A 22,778-nucleotide genomic window follows, 5' to 3' on the forward strand; every position below is an offset into this window, starting at 1 on the left:
GGCCGAGCTGCCCCAGCAATAAGACCGAGGAGCCCGGGTTGGTAGTCGGCGGCCCGCCGGTTCGCCCTCGGCCGACCTCGGCTACCCAGACGGCGAGCTGACCCAGCCACCGTGCGAAGCTGCACACATGGTGCTCGAAGTCGCATTGATTGACGTACTGCCAGGACACGAGGAGGCCTTCGCAGCCGCGTACGCCAAGGGACACTCGGTGCTCGCCGATACGCCCGGCTGCCGCTCGGTGCGAATGACTCGCGGGGTCGAGTCCCCGTCCCGGTTCGTACTGCTGGTCGAGTGGGACTCGGTCGAGGCGCACGACCAGAACTTTCGCGCCTCCGACCGGTTTCGCCGGTGGCGGGAGCTGATCAGCCCGCACTTCGCCAATCCGCCGCAGGTCGAACACTTCACCGACGTGCCGGGCGGGCAATGACCGCTCCGATGACCGGTAGATCAGCTGCCGGGCCGGTCGACAGGTGACCGCCCAGTGACCCGGCGCCGGCAAAGGCTGTCACACCCAGCGCCTACGGTGTCCCCACACGCACCGACCGCTGGCCCCGATGCGCTCGGGGGCACCGGGTCCGGTTGGTCGCGCCGTGCATCCGGGTGCATGCCGCTGTTCTGGTAGCCGGCGGCATGCACCCGCCATCGCAGCCAAGGGTCACGACACCCCCGCGGCATCCATCCCGCGTAGTTCCTTCTTCAACTCGGAGATCTCGTCACGAATCCGGGCGGCCAACTCGAACTGCAACTCCCGCGCAGCGGCGAGCATCTGGCCATTCAGCTCCTGAATCAGCTCAGCCAGCTCCGCCCGGGCCATTCCCTCCCGGGCCGGTCCGGCGGCGGCTCGACTGCGGCTACGGGTCTCCTTCACCGGCGCCTTGCCGCGGGAGAGCTGCCGGGCCGCTCCACCGACCCGGTTGTCTGTCTCCTCCGCCTCCCGGTAGATGTCGTCGAGAATGTCGTGAATCTTCTTGCGCAGCGGCTCCGGACTGATGCCGTGCGCCTCGTTGTGCGCGATCTGCTTGGCCCGGCGCCGGTTGGTCTCCCCGACCGCCTCCGCCATCGATGGAGTGATCTTGTCGGCGTACATGTGCACCTGGCCGGAGACGTTACGCGCCGCCCGCCCGATCGTCTGGATCAATGACCGGCCGCTGCGCAGGAAGCCCTCTTTGTCCGCGTCGAGGATGGCGACCAGCGACACCTCCGGCAGGTCGAGCCCCTCCCGCAGCAGGTTGATACCGACCAGCACGTCGTAGTCACCCTTCCGGAGTTCCCGCAGCAACTCGACGCGGCGCAGCGTGTCCACCTCGGAGTGCAGATAACGCACCCGGATACCGTTCTCCAGAAGGTAGTCGGACAGGTCCTCGGCCATCTTCTTCGTCAGCGTGGTGACCAGCACCCGCTCGTCGCGCTCGGTACGCAACTTGATCTCGTGCATGAGGTCATCGATCTGGCCCTTGGTCGGCTTGACCACCACCTCCGGGTCAACCAAGCCGGTCGGTCGGATGACCTGCTCCACATACTCGCCCTGCGCGTGCTCCAACTCCCAGGAGCCAGGGGTGGCCGAGAGGAAGACCATCTGGCCGACCCGCTCCAGGAACTCGTCAAACCGCAGCGGCCGGTTGTCGGCGGCGCTGGGCAGTCGGAAGCCGTGGTCGATCAGCATCCGCTTGCGCGACGCGTCGCCCTCGTACATCCCGCCGATCTGCGGGATGGTCACGTGCGACTCGTCAACCACCGTGAGGAAGTCGTCCGGGAAGTAGTCGAGCAGGCAGTGCGGCGGGCTGCCGGGCAGTCGGCCGTCGATGTGCATCGAGTAGTTCTCGATGCCGGAGCAGAAGCCGACCTGCCGCATCATCTCGATGTCGTACGTCGTCCGCATCCGCAGCCGCTGCGCCTCCAGCAGACTGCCCCGCTGCTCCAGCTCGGCCAGCCGCTCGCCCAGCTCAGCCTCGATATCACGGATCGCCCGCTCCATCCGCGCCGGCCCGGCCGCGTAGTGCGTGGCGGGGAAGATCAGCAGGTGGTCGACCTCCCGGACCACATCACCGGTGAGCGGGTTGAGGTAATAGAGCCGTTCCACCTCGTCCCCGAACAGCTCGATCCGGACCGCCAGCTCCTCGTAGGCGGGGATGATCTCCAGGGTGTCGCCCCGCACCCGGAATGTGCCCCGCTGGAAGGCCATGTCGTTGCGGGCGTACTGAATGTCGACCAGCCGGCGCAGGAGCTGGTCGCGGTCCAGTTCCTGACCGGTGACCACCCGGACGGCCCGGTCCAGGTACTCCTCCGGGGTACCCAGGCCGTAGATCGCCGAGACGGTGGCGACCACCACCACGTCCCGGCGGGTGAGCAGCGACATCGTGGCCGAGTGGCGCAGCCGCTCCACCTCCTCGTTGATCGAGGAATCCTTCTCGATGTAGGTATCGGTCTGCGGAATGTACGCCTCGGGCTGGTAGTAGTCGTAGTAGGAGACGAAGTACTCCACCGAATTGTTTGGCAGCAGCTCGCTGAACTCCTTGGCCAGCTGGGCGCAGAGGGTCTTGTTCGGCGCCAACACGAGCGTCGGGCGCTGCAGCCGCTCAATCAACCACGCTGTGGTGGCGCTCTTGCCGGTGCCGGTCGCGCCGAGCAGCACCGTGTGCCGGTCGCCACGCCGGACCCGCTTCTCCAGGTCATCGATCGCGGCCGGCTGGTCACCGGCCGGCTGGAAATCACTGACGACCTGGAAACGGCCGTCCAGCCGGGGAATGTCGAGCGCCATGGCCCCACCGTACGCTCGGTGGCCGACACTCCGGTGCGACTACCAGAGGTCCGGTGATCAGCTTCGATATTTCGTTGTCGGCCCGCACCCGGCGAGCTACGCTTTTCGGGTAGGCCGCTCGCGGCGGCCGACCGGGCCGGCAACGGGCCCAGGATGGCCCCCACCCCCCGGCACGTGGTCGCAGCACCCGTTTCCGGCGTGCGCACCCGACGTGGTCGCGCTGACCGCGCTGACCGGCCGCCGCGAGCGCAACACGCGTCACCCGCGGCCGGTCGGCTCCGTTCAACATGCCGTGGAGTCCTCTGCCCGCACCCGCCGTACCCCCCGTCCCCGCCGCACCCCCCGGCATCGGCCCACGCCCGATACCCAGCCCACCTCGACCGCCCCCGACGACAGCCAGACCGGCCAGCTTCCCCGGATCACCGGCCGCCGCCGGACCATCCTCCGTACGCTCGCCGCGGTGGCCCTGCTCGCCGCCACCGCACTGGTTCTCGGCCTGAGCTGGATACCCGAGCCAGCCGAGCCATCCCGCCGGCCAACCGCCGACGAGCGAACCCGACTCGCCGCGGTACGGGTCACCAACTACCGCGAGCTGCGAGCCGGTGTACATCTGACGGCGGGGACCGGAGCCACCCGGATCGACCTGGTCGGCTGGGTCGACTGGTCCCGACGGCTGCTCTACCTCGATCTCGGCGGTCCCGGCCTGGGCGCCCAACGGGGGCTGCTCCAGGCGACGCCCGCAGTGCTGCTACTCCGCCCGGACTCCACCACCCCGGCACCCCCGGCACCGGCGTCCCCGCCCCTGGTACCCCCTGCTGACGGGTGGCGGCTAGCCGCCCCGCCGACGGGCGACCGCCTCCGGCCGCTGCTCGACCTGCTCTTCGCCCTCGCCACCGACCGGGCCGATCCACCAGTCGGGGAGACGGCACGGTGGATCGCCAGCGCCGACGGAACCGACGTCCTCACCGCCGGGCTGCCGCCGGCCCGACCCGGCGCACCAAACCCACCGCCGGCCACCGAGGTGCACTGGTGGGTGGATCGGGAGGCGCGGCTACACCGGCTGGAGGCCCAGCTCCCCGACCTCGGCCCGGTCACCGTACGACTGAACCGCGCCGACCGACCGTCGCTACGTCCGGTGGAGGCCCTCGGTGGGCAGGCCGGTACCCCGCGGCAGCTCAGCGCGGCCGAACGCCGCCGCCTGATGTCACTCCCTACCCAGCTCCGCACCGCGGGCGAGGCGCGCGCCACCCTCACGGCACTGCTCGGCTCTGCCGCCAACCTCCGGGGGGCGGGATGGATCAACTGGAGCCGACGCAGCGCATACCTCGCGGTGGATGACCTTGACGTCCCACATCGGCGTACCCTGCTCCGGCACGAACATGGACGCACCACCCAGACCGAGCTGCCAGTAGCCGTCAGCGCCGGGGTGGACCCGGTGCCGCCACCGTTGCCCGTCCCCACCACCGGCTGGGAACCCGCTCCCGACGCTGAGCTCACCGCCCTGCTCGACGCCGCGCTGCGCGCGGCGACACCCGCCGAAGCGGGCACGGCGCGCCGTATCCGAGGCGACCGACTGACCGGCGCCGAGCTGGATGTGGTCGAGGTGGTGGCGGCCGTCGGCGAACCGATTCGCTACTGGCTCGACCGGTCCGGGCTCCCCCACCGGCTGCAGTTCCCGACGGCGGCCGGGACCTGGGCACAGCTAGACCTCACGTTCGAGGACGGTGCCACGGGCGGACCCTCTTGACGCACACCGCCCGGGCGGGGCGCTGTCCGCGGTCACCGCCGCGGGGGCCCTCACGGCCGCCCGCCGGGCCAGCCCGCCTCCCGGACGTACAGGCGCACCGGGCGCGCCGGGTCAGCACTGCCGTGCACCCGTTCCGGCCAGCGTGCCGCACTCCGCGCGGGCTCGGGCAGCCGGGGAAACCCGGCGTCCGCGAGTTGCTCGGCCAGCGCTCCGTCCGCGTCGCCCAGGCACGGCACGGTGAGCTGGATGTCGATCACATCCGCCGAGTCCGATGCTGGAATCGCCATCGATCCGAGGTAGTCGATCCGCAGGTCCGCGGGGGTGACAGCGCGGTGGATCCGGGCGGCCAGTCGCGCGTACTGCTCGGGCCGGGGCGGGCCGACCACGACCCGCTCGGACCGGGGCGGGTCAACCAAGACCCGCTCGGGCCGCGGCAGGTCGACCTCGACCTGCTCGGGAAGGGGCAGGTCGGCTGCCCGCCGGTCGCGGAGATTGACCGCGTAGGGCAGCAGCCGGTCGGCCCAGAGCGCGTCAACCGCGCGGTGCAACTCGTCGCGGGTCCCGTCGTTGGTCAGCAACACGTCCGCTGCCGCTCGGCGGCGGGCGTCGTCGGCCTGCGCGGCGATCCGCCGCCGCGCCTCGGCCGGCGCCATCCCCCGGTCGCGGGTCAGCCGTTCCAGGCGGATCGACAGGGCCGTCTGCACCACGACCACCAGGTGGTACGTGGGGCCGAGCCCCGACTCGACCAACAGCGGTACGTCGTTGACGACAACCGCGCCGGGGGGCGCCGCGGCCACCAGCTCGGCCGTGCGGGTCCGGACCCGCGGGTGGATGATCGACTCCAGGGCCCGGCGACCCGGTTCGTCGGTGAAGACCAGGGCGCCGAGCGCCGCCCGGTCGAGCGCCCCGTCCGAGCCGAGCACCCGATCACCGAAGGCGGCGACGATCTCCGCGAGCCCTTCGGTGCCCGGCGCCACCACCTCGCGGGAGAGCTGGTCGGCGTCCACAATCACCGCACCCAGCCCCGCCAGTCGGGCCGCCACGGCGCTCTTACCCGAGCCGATCCCACCGGTCAGTCCCACCATCAACACCGGACCAGTCAACCTGATCAGTCGGCAGCACGCCACACCGGCGCCCCGGCTCACCCCGGTCGGCAGAAACGGCGGGGCCCCGACCCGGCGATCTGTCGATCACCGGGGCGGGGCCCGTCGTCAGTACCGGCTCCGGCTCGCCGCGGGGCGGCCCAGAGCCCTCGGATCACTTGCCGCCAGCGAGCTTCTCCCGCAGGGCGGCGAGCGCCTCGTCGGTGGCGAGGGTGCCGGAGGGCTCCTCCGCCTGCCGGGTCGGAGCCGCGGTCGCCGTGGTGGTCGGGCTGGCGGCCGGCGGGTTGGCCGCAGCCTCGGCGTCGGCGGCGCGGGATGCCTGCACCTGCTTCTGGTGGGCCTCCCAGCGCTGACGCGCCTCAGCGTACTGCTGCTCCCAGGTCTCGCGCTGCTTCTCGTAGCCCTCGAGCCACTCGCCCGTCTCGGGGTCGAAGCCCTCGGGGTAGATGTAGTTGCCCTCGGCGTCGTAGGTTGCCGCCATGCCGTAGAGGGTCGGGTCGAAGTGCTCCTCGCCCTCGACGAAGCCCTCGTTGGCCTGCTTGAGCGACAGCGAGATCCGGCGACGCTCCAGGTCGATGTCGATGACCTTGACCATGACCTCGGAGCCGACCTGGACGACCTGCTCCGGGATCTCCACGTGGCGCTCGGCCAGCTCGGAGATGTGGACCAGACCCTCGATGCCGTCGTCCACCCGGACGAACGCGCCGAACGGCACCAGCTTGGTGACCTTACCGGGCACGATCTGCTGGATCGCGTGGGTGCGGGCGAACTGCCGCCACGGGTCCTCCTGGGTCGCCTTCAGCGACAGCGAGACCCGCTCGCGATCCAGGTCGACGTCGAGGACCTCGACCTCGACCTCCTGGCCCACCTCGACCACCTCGGACGGGTGATCGATGTGCTTCCAGGAGAGCTCGGAGACGTGCACCAGGCCGTCCACGCCGCCCAGATCAACGAAGGCACCGAAGTTGACGATCGAGGAGACAACGCCCTTCCGGACCTGCCCCTTCTGCAGCTTGTTGAGGAACTCGGTGCGCACCTCGGACTGCGTCTGCTCGAGCCAGGCCCGGCGGGACAGGACCACGTTGTTGCGGTTCTTGTCCAGCTCAATGATCTTGGCCTCGAGCTCGCGGCCGACGTACGGCTGGAGGTCCCGCACCCGACGCATCTCGACCAGGGAGGCCGGCAGGAAGCCGCGGAGCCCGATGTCGAGGATCAGGCCGCCCTTGACCACCTCGATGACCGAGCCGCGGACCACGCCGTCCTCGTCCTTGATCTTCTCGATCGTGCCCCAGGCGCGCTCGTACTGCGCCCGCTTCTTCGAGAGGATCAGCCGCCCCTCCTTGTCCTCCTTCTGGAGCACAAGGGCCTCAATGTGGTCACCGACCGAGACGACCTCGGCGGGGTCCACGTCGTGCTTGATCGACAGCTCCCGAGAGGGGATGACGCCCTCGGTCTTGTAGCCGATGTCGAGCAGGACCTCGTCCCGATCGACCTTGACGACGGTGCCTTCGACAATGTCGCCGTCATTGAAGTACTTGATGGTCTCGTCGATCGCGGCGAGGAAAGCCTCTTCGCTTCCGAGATCGTCGACGGTGACCTTGGTGGCGCTCGAGGGGGCCTCGATGCTGCTCGTCATGTGGGCGGTTGCTCCGGTCGGATGGTTGTCATCACGGATGTGAGCCGCGGTGACCTGTTCGCGCAAACGGACCCGCCGCCGGACACACCGAACGATCACTGCGCGGGATCATGATGTGGCTCCGTCGACCGCGCACCTGCTCCCTACCGAGGCACACAATCCGCGAGCGCATCGTCTACCCTACCCTCTGCATTACCACAGCGTGCAAGGCCTCCCACCCGCTCACCATCGCGCCACCTGCGAAAGCGGATTATCGTCGAATAACACGCCCGGCCTGTCACCCGAATCACACCGGCCCCACCGGCACCAACCCAGCGGCGCCAGCCAGCGGGCGCGCACTGCCAGCACCCGATGCCGCACTCTCGCCCGTCCCTGCACCGGGACCACGCCTGCGCCGCTGAGGGCCGTCAGGTGGCGGGCCGTTCGGCGACGAAGATGGCGGTGCCCGGGATCAGCCGGCCCCGCAACGGGCTCCACTGCCCCCAGGTTTCTTCGTGCCCCGGCGGCCATTCCGGTTCCACCAGGTCGCGAAGCACGAAGCCGGCGGCACCCAGGTCCCGGATCCGATCACCAACGGTGCGGTGTGCCTCGATGTAGGTCGGCACTCCCGACGAGTCCTCTTCCACGTAGGGGCGACGGTCGAAGTAGGAGTGCACCGCGACCAGCCCGCCCTCGCCGGCGTCATCCAGAAAGACCCAGCGCAGCGGGTGGGTAACCGCGAATACCCAGGCTCCGCCGGGTCGCAGCACCCGAAACACCTCACGCATCAGCGTCGCCGAGTCCGCGACAAACGGAACCGCGCCAAACGCGGAATGTACGGTGTCGAAGACGCCCGCCCCGAACGGCAACGCCAGGGCGTCGGCCTGCACGAGTGGCACCCGCACGCCCGAGCGCTCGGCGGCCAGCCGGGCCTGCCGCAACATGCCGGCGGACAGGTCGAGGGCCGTCACCGCCGCCCCCTGCCCGTCCAGCCAACGGGAGCCCGCGGCCGCGCCACACCCCAACTCCAGGACCCGAGCCCCGGCAACGGCACCGAGCAGCCGCGCCTCCGCCTCCCGCAGCCCCTCGGGACCCCACACGAGATCAACATCCCCGAGGAACGCACCGTGCTCCGCCTGATAGCTGTCGGCGTCCTGGTCCCACCACCGTCGGCTCGCCGCCCGCCCCTCAGTCGCTGACACCACGCGACGGGTGACCGCCGGTTCGGACTGCTGCATCCTGCCAACGGTACGGATCGTGGCAACCCGGGTACGCGGCGGCCGTCGTTTTCGTCCAAGACTCCACCGGTGGCGGTTGCCTAGCATGGACGGCGCGCTCCACCACGGTGCGTCGGCCGGGCGCTACCTCCTCTCGGTGGGTTCATCCCGCGCGAGCAGGGGGACGGCCGTTCGATCGACATGGTGACGCCGGTCGCCTACTCCTGGGAGCACGAGACATGCGTGAGCTGGTCTACACCGGGTTCATCTCGCTAGACGGCGTCCTGGACTCCCCCGGCGGTGGGCCGGGTGAGGAGCACCGCAGCGGCGGCTGGGTGTTCAAGGACATCGAATTCCTACCCGAGGTCTTCTCGCTCAAGGGCGAGGAGCTCAAGGAGACCTCGGCACTGATGTTCGGCCGCCGGAGCTACGCGGCATTCGCACCGATCTGGCGCGACTCGGACGACCACGCCGACTACCGGGAACTGCCCAAGTACGTCGTCTCGACCACGCTGTCCGACGACGCCCTCGTCCCGGGGTGGGGACCGACGACGGTCCTGCGATCAACCGAGGACATCCGCGAGCTCAAGCAGAGCGAGGGCGGCGCGATATTCATCCACGGCAGCGCCGAACTCGCCCGACGGCTCTCCGACGCCGGGTTGATCGACCGGTACCACCTGCTCTGCTTCCCACTCCTACTCGGTGCCGGGAAGCGCCTGTTCAGCACGGCGGACAGGGCCAAGCAGCCCCTGCGCCTCCGGGACACCGCGGCCTACCCGAACGGTGTCGTCAAGCTGCTCTATGACGTCGTCCGTTAATCCAGATCCAGAGCGATCGGGCCGCCCTCGCCCGCGCGGAGTTGCCGCGCCGTACGGCCCACGTACCGGCGCAGCGCACGGGCCAGGTGCGGCTCGTCGACGTACTCAAGACGGGAGACGACATCGGCGACCGGGGCGGCAGCGGCCAGGAGCGCCGCCGCTTCGCGTACCCGTTCGACCTGCCGTACCGCGCCCTGGGTGAGCCCGGTTGCCGCTCGGAACCGACGCTCGACGGTCCGCTGCGAGACGGAGGGCCGGTGGCCCCGGCGGACCGCGGTGACGATCGGGTCACGGACTACGGCTCCGCTCCGGACCAGGCGGTCTACCAGGGCCTCGGCGTCGTCTGGGCCGGGGGTCTCCCAGCGGGCGCCCGCCAGCCGGAAGGTCCGGCGGGTGGCGTCGGGAAGCTCGGCGCCGCCGTCCACCAGCGCCGGCGTCGACACGGTCCGCAACGACGTACCGACGGCGAAGTCGATCCCGACGAAGCTCGCGCCCTCCGGCACCGGTGCGGCGCTGGTCCTCGTCTCGGGCCCGGTGATGGCCGCGTACGCGGTACCCAGCCGCTCCCAGAACACCAGGCCCCAACAGACCGTAGCTACCGAGGTCATCTCCACGACCCCGGTACTCGTGCCGGTCCAGACGGCGTCGATCCAGGGCGAGTCGGACGCGCGCGTCTGGAGTCGTAGGGCCATCCGACCAGGATAAGGGTGGTCCCCGTACCCGCGTTGGCTCGCCGGGCGCGAACGAGGCGAACCAGCGCACCGTCGTCAGGGCCGTTTCCGCAGTTCTGGCCCGGGTAAGCCAGGCGGACCGGGCCGGACAGGAGGTGCTACGCCGTGAGCCGTCGTAACGACCCGCAGCAGACCTACCAAGATTTCACCGCGGCGGTGAACATGCGCCCCGGTGAACTGTCGAAGTGGCTGGAGACCGAGAAGTCCAAGCATGTGGGCTGGCGAAGACGGGGCGACCAGGGCGGCGAGACGGTCGGCCACCGCTCCGGCCGACGAATCCTCGACCTGCTCCGGCGTCGACGGGGCGATCTCTCCGAGGACGACTACCGGCACATGCGGAAAGTTGTCGGCTATGTCCGCCGACATATGGCGCAACGGCCCAGTGGCGACGTTCGGGACACCCGATGGCGGTACTCCCTGATGAACTGGGGGCACGACCCGACCAAGGGCCCGCTACCGCCACCGGGGGGCCCGTCCCGCAAGGCGCTCCGACGGCACGGCACCCCGCCCAGGGAACGCCGGGGGCCCGGCCGGTAGTAGGCCGGTCAGTGGTCGGCGCTGTTCCAGTCCCGCCCCTCCCCGACCGACACCTCCAGCGGCACGGACAGCGGGTAGGCCCCGCCCATCTCCCGCCGGACCAGCGTCTCCAGCACCTCCCGCTCCTCGGGGGCCACTTCGAAGACCAGTTCGTCGTGCACTTGGAGCAGCATCCGGGAACGCAGCCCGGCATCGCGCACCGCCGCGTCAACGTTCATCATCGCCACCTTGATGATGTCCGCGGCAGAGCCCTGGATCGGAGCGTTGAGCGCCATCCGCTCGGCCATCTCCCGCCGCTGCCGGTTGTCGCTGACCAGGTCGGGCAGGTAGCGGCGACGGCCGAGGACGCTCTCGGTGTAGCCGTCGCGCCGGGCCCGGGCCACCACCTCCTGCAGGTAGTCGCGCACCCCACCGAAACCGGCGAAGTAGATCTCCATCAGCCCGCGCGCCTCCTCGGCGGAAACGCCGAGCTGCTGGGAGAGGCCGAACGCGCTCAGCCCGTAGGCCAGGCCGTAGTTCATCGCCTTGATCTTGCGCCGCTGGTCGGGGGTGACCGTCTCCACCGGCACCTGGAAGACCGATGAGGCGGTGGCGGCATGAAAGTCGCGGCCCGAGTTGAAGGCATCGATCAGGGCCTGGTCCGCCGACAGGTGGGCCATGATCCGCATCTCGATCTGGCTGTAGTCGGCGGTGAGCAGGCATTCGTACCCGGCGCCGACCACGAAGGCCCGACGGATCCGCCGCCCCTCCTCGGTACGGATCGGAATGTTCTGCAGGTTCGGCTCGGTGGAGGAGAGCCGACCGGTGGCCGCCACGGTCTGGTTGAAGGTGGTATGGATCCGACCGTCATCAGAGACCGACTTGAGCAGCCCGTCAACCGTGGTCTTCAGCTTCGCCACGTCCCGGTGACGCAGCAGGTGCCCGAGCACCGGATGCGGGTTCTGCCCGTGTAGCCACTGCAGGGCGTCCGCATCGGTGGTGTAGCCGGTCTTGATCCGCTTGGTCTTGGGTAGCCCCAGCTCGCCGAAGAGGATCTCCTGCAACTGCTTCGGGGAGCCCAGGTTGAACTCCCGCCCGACCGCCTCGTACGCGCCCTGCGCGGCGGCCTTCACCTCCGCGGCGAAGTGCGCCTCCAGCTCGGACAGGTACTGCGTGTCGGCGGCGATGCCGGTGCGCTCCATGCCGGCGAGCACCCGCATCAGCGGCAGCTCCACCTCAGCCATCAGCCGGGCCGACTGCTCGCCGTCCCGCGACAACTCCGCGTCGATCGCGTCGGCGAGGTCGAGGGTGGCTCGAGCCCGCAGCATCAGGTTCTGCTCGGCCGCACCGTCATCACCCAGGCCGTCGAGGGTGAGCTGGCCGGTTTCCGGCAGGTCAACCCGCAGTTCCCGGTGCAGATATCGCAGCGCCAGGTCAGTCAGGTCGTAGGAGCGCTGGTCGGGCCGGGCCAGGTAGGCGGCGATCTGCGTGTCTCTGGTGATGCCCCGGATCGACCACCCGTGGGCGGCGAACGCGAGCACCGCCGGCTTGCTGTCGTGCAGCACCTTCGGTCGGCTCGCATCAGCCAGCCACCCCGCCAGGGCGGCCTCGTCGGCGGCGTCGAGTCGGCCGGGGTCGAACCAGGCCCCGGCCCCGGCGGCGGTCGCCAGCGCCATGCCGGTCACGTCGGCGAGGTGCCGCCGATTGGGCCCGGTGTCGAGCGTGACGGCGAGGCCAACCGGCGTGTTCGGTGCCGCGTGCGCTCCCAGCCAGGCGGCGAGCGCCCCCGGCTCGACGAGGAGCTCGCCCGCCAGGTCAAAACCCGCCTCGGCTTCCGGCTCAACCGCGTCCAGGTACTGGTAGAGCCGATCCCGAAGGATGCGGAACTCCAGCGTGTCGAAAACCTGGTGCACCGCCTCCCGGTCCCAGCCAGCCCAGCGTGTCTCCGCCAGCGGCAGGGGCAGATCCAGGTCGGTGACCAGGCAGTTGAGCTCGTGATTACGGATCACGTCGGCGAGTCGCTCCCGCAGATTCGCCCCGGCCTTGCCCTTGATCTCGTCGGCCCGGGCGACGACACCCTCGACCCCTCCGTAGGCGGTGATCCACTTGGCGGCGGTCTTCGGGCCGACGCCCGGGACGCCGGGCAGGTTGTCGCTGGTCTCGCCAACCAGCGCGGCGAGGTCCCGATAGTGCCGCGGAGGTACCCCGTATTTCGCCGTCACCGCAGCTGGGTCCATCCTGGCCAGGTCGGAGACGCCCTTGCGGGGGTAGAGCACCGTGACGTCGTCGTCAACGAGTTGGAAGGCGTCCCGGTCTCCGGTCGTGATCAGGACCGACATCCCCTGCTCGCGGGCCTGCCGGGTGAGCGTGGCGATCACGTCGTCCGCCTCGTAGCCCACCATTTCCACCGCCGGGACGCGCAACGCCGCCAGGATCTCCTTGACCAGGCTGACCTGCCCCTTGAAGTCGGTCGGGGTCTCGCTGCGGCCAGCTTTGTACGCCGCGTACCTCTCGGTGCGGAAGGAGTGCCGGGAGACGTCGAAGGCCACGGCGATGTGTGTCGGCTGCTCATCCCGAAGAACATTGATCAACATGGAGGTGAAGCCGTAGACCGCGTTGGTCGGTTGCCCCGTCGTGGTGGAGAAGTTCTCGACCGGCAGGGCGAAGAACGCCCGGTAGGCCAGGGAGTGTCCGTCAACGAGGAGCAGGCGCGGCTTCGTGGCTGTCACGGTGGCGACTCTAGTCCGTGCCGCCGACAGGGCCGGGCGGCGGCACCGGGGCGCCGGCGCGGAAAGTCACGTCGGGCCCGGCCGTCCCGGCGTGGAGATAGTCCGGACCCGGGGCGGCGGGCGGCGGCCGGTCGTCCCGGGGCGGGACGACCGGCCGCGTGGGCAGCGCCGTCGATCAGGCGACGCCCAGATACGCCTCCTTGACCGATGGGTCGTGCAGCAGGTCCTGGCCGGACCCCTCCTTGACGATCCGGCCGGTCTCCAACACGTACCCCCGGTGGGCCCGGGAGAGCGCCTGCTGGGCGTTCTGCTCCACCAGGAGGATCGTGGTGCCCTGCTGGTTGATCTCCACGATGATATCGAAGATCTGCTGAATGATCATCGGAGCGAGCCCCATCGACGGCTCATCCAACAGCAGCAGCTTCGGCCGAGCCATCAACGCCCGCCCGACCGCCAGCATCTGCTGTTCACCACCGGAGAGCGTGCCCCCCAGCTGACGACGCCGCTCCGCCAACCGCGGAAACAGCTCGAACACCCGCTTCAGGTCGGCGGCGATCCCGGCGTGGTCCCGACGCGTGTACGCCCCCATGTCGAGGTTGTCCAGGACCGTCATGCCCGGGAAGATGCCCCGCCCCTCGGGTGCCTGGCAGATGCCCCGCCGTACCCGCAGGTCGGCTCGGAGGTTGGTGATGTCCTCCCCGTTGAACCGGATCGCCCCCCGGCTCACCGGCCGGAGTCCGGAGATCGCCCGCATGGTGGTGGTCTTACCCGCGCCGTTCGCACCGATGAGGGCAACCACCTCGCCCTCGTTCACGTGCAGGCTGATTCCGTGCAGCGCCTCGATCCGGCCGTACCGGAGGGTCAGATCGTCAATCTCAAGCAGCATCTGCGGGCTCCCCCAGGTACGCCGCGATCACCTTCGGGTCGTCCCGCACCTCGGCGGGCGCCCCCTCAGCGATCTTCTTACCGAACTCCAGCACCACGATCCGGTCGGTGACCCCCATGACGAGGCGCATGTCGTGCTCGATGAGCAGCACCGTGAAACCGCGATCCCGGATCTTGCGGATCAGTTCGAGGAGCTCCTCCTTCTCCGCCGGGTTGAAGCCGGCGGCCGGCTCGTCCAGGCAGAGTAGCTTCGGCTCGGTGGCCAACGCCCGCGCGATCTCCAATCGGCGTTGGTAGCCGTACGGGAGGTTGCGGGCCAGGTCATTGGCGCGGTCGTCAATCCCGACGAAGCGCAGCAACTCGTATGCCTTACGCTCGCCGGCACGCTCCTCAAGCGTGTGCCGCGAGATGCCGAACACCTGGGCCGAGGAGCGGCGAACCTGCTGCCAGAACCGCACCAGGCCGTTGGTCGAATCGACCGTGGGCAGTTCCTCCGGCTTCGGCTTGACCCGGTACAGCCGGAACAACGCACCGACCACGCTGGTGCGGTGCTGGGAGTCCGCACCAACCAGCACGTTCTCCAGCGCGGTCATCTCCGGGAAGAGCCGGATGTTCTGGAACGTCCGGGCGATCCCCATCTGGTTGATCCGGTGCGGCTTCCGTCCGCTGACCTGCTGTCCGTCGAACCGAACCGCACCAGAGGTCGGCCGGTAGACCCCGGTCATCGCGTTGAAGCAGGTGGTCTTGCCGGCCCCGTTCGGACCGATGAGCCCGAGGATCTCACCCTTGTACAGGTTGAAACTCAGATCGTCCAGCGCCACCACCCCGCCAAAGCGGAGCGTGACCCGGTCCACCTCAAGCAGCACCTCGGGCTTGGCGGCGTCCTCGGGCGATGTCTTCTGCTTAGGCAACATTTGCCGGAGCCTCCTTCGCCCTGTCCTGCAACTCGCGCGTTCGTCGCCGACTCGGCAACAGACCCTGCGGGCGCAGCAGCATGATGAGCACCAATGCTAGGCCGAAGGCGAGGACCCGGTACTCCGAGAAGTCGCGGAACCGCTCCGGCAGGTACGCGAGCAGGAAGGCGCCAACCGCCACACCCGCCATGTTGCCGGAGCCACCGACCACCACCATCGCGACGAACAGGATGGAGAGCTGGACGTTGAAGGTCTCGGGCTGAATGAAGGCCGACCGGCTGGCGAAGAGCAGACCGGAGAACCCACCCAGGGCGGCACCGATGGCGAACGCCCACAGCTTGAACTTGAACGGGTAGACGCCCATCACCGCGGCGGCGTCCTCGTCCTCCCGGATGGCCAGCCACGACCGCCCCACCCGGCTGTGCTCCAGCCGCCGAACCAGCAGGACCATCACCAGCACCACGCTCAACGCCAGCCAGTACCAGGGCTTGATGTCGAGCAGTCCGAAGACCTTGTTGTCGGGCGACGGTGGGCCCTCCGGGCCGGGAATTCCGGGCACGCCCTGTGCCTCGCCGGCCCACCCCGAGTTCTTCGCGACGATCCGAATGATCTCGCCGAAGCCCAACGTCACGATGGCCAGGTAGTCGCCCCGAAGCCGTAGTGTCGGCCAGCCGAGCAGAACTCCCGCGACCAACGAGAAGGCCAACGCGATCGGGATACAGATCGCCCACGCTATCGCCCAGTCCTGGGAGAAGCCGAACTGTTCCTGCAACGCCCCCACAACCGGCGACTCGGCCGACCCGAACAGCGCCACGCTGTAGGCGCCCACCGCGTAGAAGCCGACGTAGCCGAGGTCGAGCAGACCAGCCAGCCCGATCACGACGTTGAGCCCGATAGCCACCAGGACGTACAGGGCGCAGACGAAGAGCACCCCTGCCCAGTTGGCGCCGCCGTCGATGGAGTCGGTCCGGAACCAGTCCAGCCCCGGAATGATCAGGTTCGTCCCCGGGATGTCACCGAGGAACGGCAGGTAGTAGAGGAAGGCAACACCCGCGAGCAGGGTCAGCCAACGCTGCCAACGAGGCAGGGCCCGCCACCGGTCACCCATACCCCCCAGAACGTGTCGGCGCCGCTCGTTGAATTGTCGTAGTGCCTCTGTCATGCCCTCGCCTTTCCGAGAGACTCACCGAGCAGGCCGGTCGGCCGGAAGATCAGCACCACCACCAGCACCACGAAGGCGGCCACATCCTCCCAGGTGGATCGGGTCAACGTCGCCGCGTACACCTCGATGACCCCGAGTAGTAGGCCACCGAGCAGTGCGCCGCGGAGGTTACCGATACCACCGAGCACCGCCGCGGTGAACGCCTTCAGCCCGACCACGAAGCCGATGTCGAACTTGGTGATCCCGTACCGCATGTTCCACAACAGGGCCGCGGCGCCCGCCATCAACCCGCCCAGGACGAAGACCAGCATGATCACCCGGTCCTGGTGCACCCCCATCAGCGCGGCGGTGTCTGGGCTCTGTGCCACGGCCCGCACGCCACGGCCGTACCGCGTCCGGTTGATGAACTGGTCCAACCCGTAGAGCATCACGAGGGCGGAGACCACCATGATGATCTGCACATTGGTGATATCGGCGCCCGCCACCGAGAGAACCGTCTCCTGCTTCAGCAGCGGCGGAATCCCGATCACGAGTCGGTTCTCGGTGAATCCGCGCCCCGAGAAGAACCCTGCCATCCACAGCGCGAAGATCTCCACCAGGACGAGCGAGAGCCCGATGGCGGTGATCAGGAAGATCAGCGGCGGCGCGTTCATCCGGCGTAGTCGCCGGTAGGCGACCCGTTCGACGGTGAGCGCGGTGGCACCCGAGGCCAGCGCACCGACCACCAGACCGATGAGCAGGTAGACGATCGCCATCCCGATCGGAGGGTTGTCGGCCACCCCGAGCAACGACCAGGTACCGAGGATCGCGAAGGTGCCCACCATGAAGATCTCAGAGTGCGCGAAGTTGATCAGACGGAGCACACCATAGACGAGCGTGTACCCCAGGGCGACGAGGGCATAGATCGCCCCCTTGGACAAGCCGTCGACAGTGTGCTGGGCTAGGTCGCCGAATAAGGCATCGAAATTCACGGGTTTCTCCCCTTTGGCACCGTTGCGCGGCCGGGGAAAGCCCCGGCCGCGCAACGGTCATCCTGGCTCAGCTGAGCTTGATCTCCTGCTGGGCCGTGATCTCACCGCCCTTGATCTCGTAGGCCCAGATCACCACCCGGGACTCGTCCACGTCACCGTTGTCGGCGAACTTGAGGGACTTCGAGACCCCCTCCTTGTCGTACGAGTCGACCCACGCCAGCAGATCCGCACGCGTGGTGTTGCCCTCGGCCAAGCCCTCGATCAACACGTTCGCGGCGTCGAAACCCTCGGCACCGTAGGAACCCGGAGGCCCGCCGTACGCCGCTTCGAAGTCAGCCGCGAAGGTGCCACCNGCCTTNTCCGNCGGCAGNCACNGGCAGGTNANGATCNCACCCTCGGCGCTGGCCCCGGCACCCTTCGGGAAGGACGGGTCGTAGAGACCGTCGAAGCCGAGGAAGGGCGTCGTGATGCCGGTCTCCCGCAGCTGCTTCACCAACGGCGCCGCCTCGTTCGTGTAGCCGCCGTAGGCGATCGCGTCCGGCTCGGCAGCCTTGATCTTCGAGATGGTGGCGGCGAAGTTGACCTGCTTCTCCTGCACCTGATCGGTGCCGCCCGCCAACCCACCGAGCGCCTCGGTCAGCTCGTCGGCGATGCCGGCGCCGTAGGTGGTGCCGTCATTGATCACGAAGACCTTCTCGGCCTGCACGACGTCTCTGAGGTAGACGGCAGCGGCGGCACCCTGAACGGCGTCGTTGCCGACCACCCGGTGGAACACCTCGTTGCCGCCCGCGGTCAACTCGATCGCGGTCGCCGATGGGCTGACCATCACCATCCCGGCCGCCTCGTAGACAGCCATCGTCGCCTTGCTCTCACCAGAGAACGCGCCACCGATGACGCCCAGGAAGGACTCGTCACCGGTGACCTGATTCGCGACCGGCGTGGCCTGGGTCGGGTCGCCCTGGGTGTCGAACTCCTGCAGGGTCACCTCGCAGTCCGGGTTCGCCTCGTTGTGCTGATCCACCGCAAGCAGTGCGCCGTCGCGCGACGGGATCACCAGACCCGAGTTCGGGCCGCTGAAGGCACCGAAGATGGCGATCTTGCCACCGCAGTCACTGCTGCCGGCGGAGTTGTCCTCCTCCGCCTGGCAGCCCGCAGCGCCAATGAGGGCTGCCGACAACCCAATGGCGCCGAGCGCCCGTACGTACTTACGCCTCACGGCTATAGACCTCCTCCAGTTGCAGGAGCCCGAGCACACCCGAGGCAGCCGGCCGCACCAGTACGGCGGCCTCCCCACCTCGATGTGAGCCCACACACCTGCTACGGCTCGTGATGGCGGAGCGTACTGGTCGAGATACGGTCCCGGAAGCCCTCGAAGCCACGCTTGTCAAACCGTTACGAATACAAACGCCAATACGACCCCAACGCGTAACATCCTTCACAGCTGGCCAGCGGCCGCACGCACACCGGCGATGACCAGCGCAGCCGGCCACGACCAGCGACACCGGCATCAATCGATCCGGCGGGAGGAAAGAACAACCGCGGCGTCGGTACGCGTCGGGTGCACACCCCGGACGGGCGAACGCCGCGGCGGCGCCAACCCCGGACCGCAGCGACCGTCGGAAGAGGGCGCGGGAGAGGGAGAGGGAGAAGGACCGGACCTACTGGGCCGGACGGGGCACCTCGCCGCCGGTGGTCTCCTGGAGAATCCGCTCGGCGACCTCTTTCATGGTCATCCGGTGGTCCATCGCGGTCCGCTGGATCCACTTGAAGGCTTGCGGCTCGGTCATCCCGTACGTGGTCATCAACGCACCCTTGGCGCGCTCGATGACCTTACGCACCTCCAGCCGGTCGGTGAGGCCAGCGACCTCCGCCTCCAGGGCGGCGACCTCCGAGTAGCGCGACAACGCGATCTCTACCGCCGGGACCAGGTCACTCTTTTGGAAGGGCTTGACCAGGTACGCCATCGCACCGGCCGCCCGTGCCCGCTCCACCAGGTCCCGCTGACTGAAGGCGGTCAGGATGATGACCGGAGCAATCCGCTCGCCGGCGATCCGCTCGGCGGCGGCCAGCCCGTCCATGATGGGCATCTTGATGTCGAGGATGACCAGGTCCGGCTTGAGGTCCTTGGCGAGCCGGACGGCCGTCTCACCGTCACCGGCCTCGCCGACGACCTCGTAGCCCTCCTCGACGAGCATCTCGGCGAGATCCAGCCGGATGAGCGCCTCGTCCTCGGCGATCAGTACCCGCCTACGCTCGGCGTCCGTCTGCGTCTCGGCCACGAGCAACTCCCACCAGTCCGTACCGACACCCGACCGGGTGCCGCGCCCCTTAGCGTAGTGGGTACTCTATGACCCGACACCGAGGCTGTCGGCGCCACTGTCCCCGTATTCCAACCGGTAGAGAAACGGAGCTCAAACCTCCGACAGTGTGGGTTCGAATCCCACCGGGGACACCACCAACCGTCGCGTGGCCGGCGGTTGACAGATCGCGAGCGGCGTCAAGCTGCGGGCGGCAGCCCCAGCAGGGTGGTGCCGCCCGGCGGCACACCCGTTCCGGTTCAGCGCGAAGGTCACCAGCAGGGAGCCGTCATCGGCGCGGCCACCGCTTCCCGGCAACCGACAGCCGCAACAGTCCACCGCTGGGCGTGCCCGCTCGCCCAGCACCGCGCCGGTCGCCCCGGCAGCGCCGGTGCTGCCCCACCGGCGAGACGCCCGGGACAGACCAGCGATACCGGGAGGTTGTTCCGGATCTCCGCCACCCGGCGAGTGGCTGGGTGATGAGCCGTGGCACCGGCTCGGGTTGGCCACCGGGGATTCCGGGAGAGCTACTCGAAGGCTCCCTGCTGGGCGACGGAGTCGTCTCCCAACCCCGACCTGCTCGGCTTCGGCATCCGGAGACCGTCATGACGGGGAGATTGAATATTTGGCCATGGAGAAGTATTCAGCCCGAACAAAATTCGGGAGCATTGCGTTGAAACTCGCATAGATTCCCGGAAAGATGGCGCTATGTCCTCTTCCCCGAATCCGGCACCACCCTACGCGAGCCTTGATGACACCGACCGCGCAATCCTGGCGGAGCTGGCCGCGGACGGCCGCCTCCCCAACAACGCCCTCGCCGAGCGGGTAGGGGTGGCGCCGTCGACCTGCCTCGCGCGAACCAGGGCGCTACACGGATGCGGGGCGATCCGCGGCTTCCACGCCGAGGTGGATCCGGCGGCGATGGGCCTGCCGTTGCAGGCGCTGATCTCGGTACGGCTCTCCGCCCACGACCGGGCCGTGGTAGCCGCCTTCCGCGCCCGATCAGTACGCCTACCGGGGATGGTGGCGGTGTTCCACGTGGCCGGTGCGGACGACTACGTGCTGCATGTCCGGGCGGCATCGGCGGACGCGCTGCGGGACTTCGTGCTCGACCACCTGGCAGTCGATCCGGCGGTGCAGCACACCCAGACCAGCCTGATCTTCGAGCAGGCACGAGGCCTGGGGTAGGACCGATCACAGCCCTGACTACGCGCCGAAACAGGATCTTCACCTCCCTGTCACGCCTGGGACGCGGGCCCCGCCTATTTTGGTTTCGGTGGTGGTTGGCACTCCCGGTCGGGACGGGTCGGGAGTTGCCAAGTTGTGGCGCACCGGGCCGGAGTCGACGGATTCCGCGAAGCCGGCCCGGTGCCCCACTCCCTCCCTCACCCGGCAAGCGCTACCGGACCGGCCCAGAGCCGGCCACCGTCCCCTCGCGGGACGCTTCGGTGGCGACGTTACCGCCGGGCGACTCAGCGGTGCTCGCACCTCGGGATGGCGTGGCGCTGCGGGCAACAGCGACGACAGTCCGGGCACGACGGGCGCGCAGCAAGGCCCGGAGCGCGAACGCGAACGCGACTCCCCAGGCGAGCGCCAGCAGGGCGTACGCCACAGGTCGCACCCCCGCGCCGAGATCGAGAGCGCGCATCAGCGTACGAGCGTTGGTTAGCACAATCACACCGCCGACCGCTGCACCGAGCAGTTGGGCCGGGACGAGGCGCACCAGCCAGGCGGCCACCGGTGCTGCGATCAGACCACCGGCCAGTAGCGCGAGCACCATCGGCAGCAGAAAGCCCTCGGAACCAAGCCCAATCAGGAAGCCGACGCTGGCCGCACCGGCGACGAGAAACTCGGCGGTGTCCACCGACCCGATCACGCGGCGAGGTTCCAGTCGCCCGCTGACCAGCAGCGCGGGGGTCGCCACCGGACCCCATCCGCCGCCGCCAGTGGCATCAACGAAACCGGCGACCAGCCCCAAGGGGCTAAGGAAGCGACTACGCAGCCGGCCAGCCCGTCGTTCGGTGCGCAGCGGCCGGGCGAAGCGCACCAGCAGGTACGCGCCGAGGGTGAACAAGATGGCCGCCATCCAGGGCGCGGCGGCAGCGGTGGAGAGAGCAGACAGAAAGGTCGCTCCGGCGAACGCGCCGAGGGCGCCGGGCACGGCGATACGCCCAACGACGCGCCAGTCGACGTTGCCGAACCGCCAGTGCGCCACGCCCGCCGCGAACGTGGTGCCCACCTCAGCGAGGTGCACCGACGCAGAGGCAGCCGCCGGTGCGATCCCGGCGAGTAGCAGCAGCGTTGAGGAGGTCAGCCCATATGCCATGCCAAGGGCACCGTCAACGAGTTGCGCGGCCAACCCCACGAACGCGAGGACCAGCAGCTTACGCACCGCGCCTCCCTAGTTTTCTGATATCTCCTATCGACTTGGTCGACAATGCGGTATGAGTGGGGCCTGGGTCAACAACGTTCAACGGCGAGTTACGGCTCAGATCCAGGCGCGGCCTAGATCCAGGCGCGGCTCAGGTCCAGGCGCGCGGGTCGGCGACCAGCTCGGTAACCCGGGCTGGAAGGGCACCGTCGGCCACGTCGGCTACGGTGACCAGCTCAAGGATCTGGCGTTCGCTTGCCCGCAGAGCGATCCAGACATCCTGCAAGGCGCGCGCGGCACCGTGGTAACCGAGCTGCTCCGGGCGCTGCCCACGGACATGGGCCAGCGGACCATCGATCACCCGAATCACCTCGGCGAGGGAGATCTCGCCCGCCGGCCGCGCCAGCCAGTAGCCTCCCTCCGGGCCCCGCTGGGCCTGCACCACACCGCCCCGACGCAGCTGCAACAGGATGCTCTCCAGGAACTTCGGCGGGATCTCCTGGGCTCGGGCGATCTGTTCGGCGGTCACGAACCGCCCTCGGCCGGTCGAGGTACTGCCGGTCGCCGAGGCGAGCTCGGCGACCGCGCGAAGGGCATAGTCGACCCGGGCGGAGAGACGCATGGCTGACAGGCTAACCGGCTCGGCCGCCAACGACCGACCATCCCTCGGTCCCCACCAAGCCGGAGGCCTGCGCTCGGGAGGCCGGACATGGCTGTTGGCCGGCACCCGGTTCGGGTGCCGGCCAACAGTTCTTTCCCCTTGTGTGGGTCAGGTCTGTGGGGGTTTGTTTGTGGGTGGTGCGGGTGGGGTCAGCTGGTCCAGTGCTCGGCGACGAGGTCGGCGGCCTGGGTTTCCCACTGGGCGTAGTGGAACGGGTAGGCCGACACCTGGACCTTCTGGGCGGCTTCGGTCAGGGGCATGTCCTGCCAGCCCTCGACCTGCT

The 22,778-nt window shown here is 69.1% G+C and carries 19 protein-coding genes and 1 tRNA gene; 6 read left to right on the forward strand and 14 right to left on the reverse strand.

Annotated elements, in window-relative coordinates:
* Window positions 1-127: 127 nt before the first annotated feature.
* On the forward strand, window positions 128-427 hold the full coding sequence (locus B118_RS0127650; RefSeq protein ID WP_018223341.1) for an antibiotic biosynthesis monooxygenase family protein: 300 nt from the start codon (window positions 128-130) through the stop codon (window positions 425-427).
* A gap of 228 nt (window positions 428-655) precedes the next feature.
* On the opposite strand, the gene uvrB is transcribed toward B118_RS0127650, so the two are convergent.
* Window positions 656-2,758, reverse strand: a complete 2,103-nt coding sequence (gene uvrB, locus B118_RS0127655; protein WP_018812838.1) for an excinuclease ABC subunit UvrB — start codon at window positions 2,756-2,758, stop codon at window positions 656-658.
* Between the two features lie 211 nt (window positions 2,759-2,969).
* Here uvrB and B118_RS0127660 point away from each other — a divergent pair, with 211 nt between their 5' ends.
* Window positions 2,970-4,505 (forward strand): hypothetical protein, encoded by a 1,536-nt coding sequence (locus B118_RS0127660; protein ID WP_050592877.1) that lies wholly within the window; start codon window positions 2,970-2,972, stop codon window positions 4,503-4,505.
* A 50-nt stretch (window positions 4,506-4,555) separates the two neighbouring features.
* Here the strand turns inward: B118_RS0127660 and coaE are convergent, their stop codons facing one another.
* The 3 genes from coaE to B118_RS0127675 form a co-directional block, all read right to left on the reverse strand.
* Entirely contained in the window at window positions 4,556-5,596 is a 1,041-nt protein-coding gene (gene coaE / locus B118_RS0127665) for a dephospho-CoA kinase (protein ID WP_018812840.1), read from the reverse strand.
* A 166-nt stretch (window positions 5,597-5,762) separates the two neighbouring features.
* Window positions 5,763-7,343, reverse strand: coding sequence for a 30S ribosomal protein S1 (gene rpsA / locus B118_RS0127670; protein WP_018223337.1), 1,581 nt, complete (start codon window positions 7,341-7,343; stop codon window positions 5,763-5,765).
* 308 nt (window positions 7,344-7,651) lie between these two features.
* Window positions 7,652-8,461: a class I SAM-dependent methyltransferase gene (locus tag B118_RS0127675; protein ID WP_018223336.1), complete on the reverse strand. Its 810-nt coding sequence runs from the start codon at window positions 8,459-8,461 to the stop codon at window positions 7,652-7,654.
* A gap of 218 nt (window positions 8,462-8,679) precedes the next feature.
* Here B118_RS0127675 and B118_RS0127680 point away from each other — a divergent pair, with 218 nt between their 5' ends.
* Window positions 8,680-9,258 carry a dihydrofolate reductase family protein gene (locus tag B118_RS0127680; protein ID WP_018223335.1) on the forward strand — a complete coding sequence of 193 codons (579 nt, stop codon included), beginning with the start codon at window positions 8,680-8,682 and terminating at the stop codon, window positions 9,256-9,258.
* Here the strand turns inward: B118_RS0127680 and B118_RS0127685 are convergent.
* Entirely contained in the window at window positions 9,255-9,950 is a 696-nt protein-coding gene (locus tag B118_RS0127685; protein WP_018223334.1) for a helix-turn-helix domain-containing protein, read from the reverse strand. The two genes, B118_RS0127680 and B118_RS0127685, sit on opposite strands and share 4 nt — an antisense overlap.
* Before the next feature lie 144 nt (window positions 9,951-10,094).
* Here B118_RS0127685 and B118_RS0127690 point away from each other — a divergent pair, with 144 nt between their 5' ends.
* Entirely contained in the window at window positions 10,095-10,526 is a 432-nt protein-coding gene (locus tag B118_RS0127690) for a DUF3140 domain-containing protein (RefSeq protein WP_018223333.1), read from the forward strand.
* An 8-nt stretch (window positions 10,527-10,534) separates the two neighbouring features.
* On the opposite strand, the gene polA is transcribed toward B118_RS0127690, so the two are convergent.
* The 7 genes from polA to B118_RS0127725 all read right to left on the reverse strand — a co-directional run bounded on the left by polA (window position 10,535) and on the right by B118_RS0127725 (window position 19,445).
* Entirely contained in the window at window positions 10,535-13,234 is a 2,700-nt protein-coding gene (gene polA / locus B118_RS0127695; protein ID WP_018223332.1) for a DNA polymerase I, read from the reverse strand.
* A 175-nt stretch (window positions 13,235-13,409) separates the two neighbouring features.
* Window positions 13,410-14,120 carry an ABC transporter ATP-binding protein gene (locus B118_RS0127700; protein ID WP_018223331.1) on the reverse strand — a complete coding sequence of 237 codons (711 nt, stop codon included), beginning with the start codon at window positions 14,118-14,120 and terminating at the stop codon, window positions 13,410-13,412.
* Window positions 14,110-15,033 (reverse strand): ABC transporter ATP-binding protein, encoded by a 924-nt coding sequence (locus tag B118_RS0127705; protein ID WP_018826791.1) that lies wholly within the window; start codon window positions 15,031-15,033, stop codon window positions 14,110-14,112. Before B118_RS0127705 ends, B118_RS0127700 begins: the two co-directional genes overlap by 11 nt.
* Complete coding sequence (locus B118_RS0127710; RefSeq protein WP_033660799.1) at window positions 15,023-16,195, reverse strand: branched-chain amino acid ABC transporter permease; 1,173 nt, start codon at window positions 16,193-16,195, stop codon at window positions 15,023-15,025. The genes B118_RS0127705 and B118_RS0127710 overlap by 11 nt, the downstream gene beginning before the upstream one ends.
* Window positions 16,192-17,166, reverse strand: coding sequence for a branched-chain amino acid ABC transporter permease (locus tag B118_RS0127715; protein WP_018223328.1), 975 nt, complete (start codon window positions 17,164-17,166; stop codon window positions 16,192-16,194). The genes B118_RS0127710 and B118_RS0127715 overlap by 4 nt, the downstream gene beginning before the upstream one ends.
* A 67-nt stretch (window positions 17,167-17,233) precedes the next feature.
* The gene (locus tag B118_RS0127720; protein WP_028193819.1) at window positions 17,234-18,382 is read right to left on the reverse strand and encodes a branched-chain amino acid ABC transporter substrate-binding protein; all 1,149 of its coding nucleotides are present in this window, start codon (window positions 18,380-18,382) and stop codon (window positions 17,234-17,236) included.
* Between the two features lie 442 nt (window positions 18,383-18,824).
* Complete coding sequence (locus B118_RS0127725) at window positions 18,825-19,445, reverse strand: ANTAR domain-containing response regulator (RefSeq protein ID WP_028193820.1); 621 nt, start codon at window positions 19,443-19,445, stop codon at window positions 18,825-18,827.
* Between the two features lie 99 nt (window positions 19,446-19,544).
* Between B118_RS0127725 and B118_RS0127730 the strand changes: the two genes are divergently transcribed.
* Both B118_RS0127730 and B118_RS0127735 read left to right on the forward strand, forming a co-directional pair.
* A tRNA-Leu gene (locus B118_RS0127730) sits at window positions 19,545-19,621 on the forward strand.
* A 550-nt stretch (window positions 19,622-20,171) separates the two neighbouring features.
* Complete coding sequence (locus tag B118_RS0127735) at window positions 20,172-20,651, forward strand: Lrp/AsnC family transcriptional regulator (RefSeq protein WP_018223325.1); 480 nt, start codon at window positions 20,172-20,174, stop codon at window positions 20,649-20,651.
* Window positions 20,652-20,862: 211 nt separating this feature from the next.
* On the opposite strand, the gene B118_RS0127740 is transcribed toward B118_RS0127735, so the two are convergent.
* On the reverse strand, window positions 20,863-21,855 hold the full coding sequence (locus B118_RS0127740; RefSeq protein WP_027648046.1) for a sulfite exporter TauE/SafE family protein: 993 nt from the start codon (window positions 21,853-21,855) through the stop codon (window positions 20,863-20,865).
* Between the two features lie 130 nt (window positions 21,856-21,985).
* Entirely contained in the window at window positions 21,986-22,456 is a 471-nt protein-coding gene (locus tag B118_RS0127745; RefSeq protein ID WP_018223323.1) for an RrF2 family transcriptional regulator, read from the reverse strand.
* Between the last annotated feature and the right edge of the window lie 322 nt (window positions 22,457-22,778).

The sequence above is a fragment of the Salinispora pacifica CNR114 genome, assembly GCF_000514775.1.
GTDB lineage: Bacteria > Actinomycetota > Actinomycetes > Mycobacteriales > Micromonosporaceae > Micromonospora > Micromonospora pacifica.